Consider the following 516-nt stretch of genomic DNA (forward strand, 5'->3'; position numbering starts at 1 on the left):
GCGCGAGGATCTGGAAACCCTGCAGCGCAATATCGTGCTCTCGCACGCGGCCGGCGTCGGTGAGCCGATGCCGGCGCCGGTGGTGCGCCTGATGATGGCGCTGAAGCTGGCCAGCCTCGCCCAGGGCGCCTCGGGCATCCGCCCGCAGACACTGGCCCTGCTGGAAGCGTTTCTGCAGCACGATTTCATTCCGGTGATTCCGTGCCAGGGCTCGGTTGGCGCCTCGGGCGACCTGGCCCCGCTTTCGCACCTGGCCAGCGTGATGATCGGTGTCGGCGAGGCCTTCGTCGATGGTCAACGCCTGCCCGCTGCCGAGGCACTGGCGAAGGTCGGCCTGGCCCCGCTGGTGCTGGGTGCGAAGGAAGGCCTGGCCCTGCTCAACGGCACCCAGTACTCCACCGCCTACGCACTGGCCGGCTTGTTCGCGATCGATACCGTGTTCCGTGCGGCGCTGGTCACTGGCGCGCTCTCGGTGGAAGCGGCCAAGGGCTCGGACACGCCCTTCGATCCCCGCAT

Annotated in this window: 1 protein-coding gene; it reads left to right on the forward strand. The window is 69.0% G+C overall.

The window, feature by feature from the left end:
- The coding region (locus tag AAE045_RS24375; RefSeq protein ID WP_455549865.1) for an aromatic amino acid lyase at positions 1-516 on the forward strand (516 nt) is incomplete at both ends.

The sequence above is a fragment of the Dryocola clanedunensis genome (genome assembly GCF_038405435.1).
In the GTDB taxonomy this organism is placed as follows: domain Bacteria; phylum Pseudomonadota; class Gammaproteobacteria; order Enterobacterales; family Enterobacteriaceae; genus Dryocola; species Dryocola clanedunensis_A.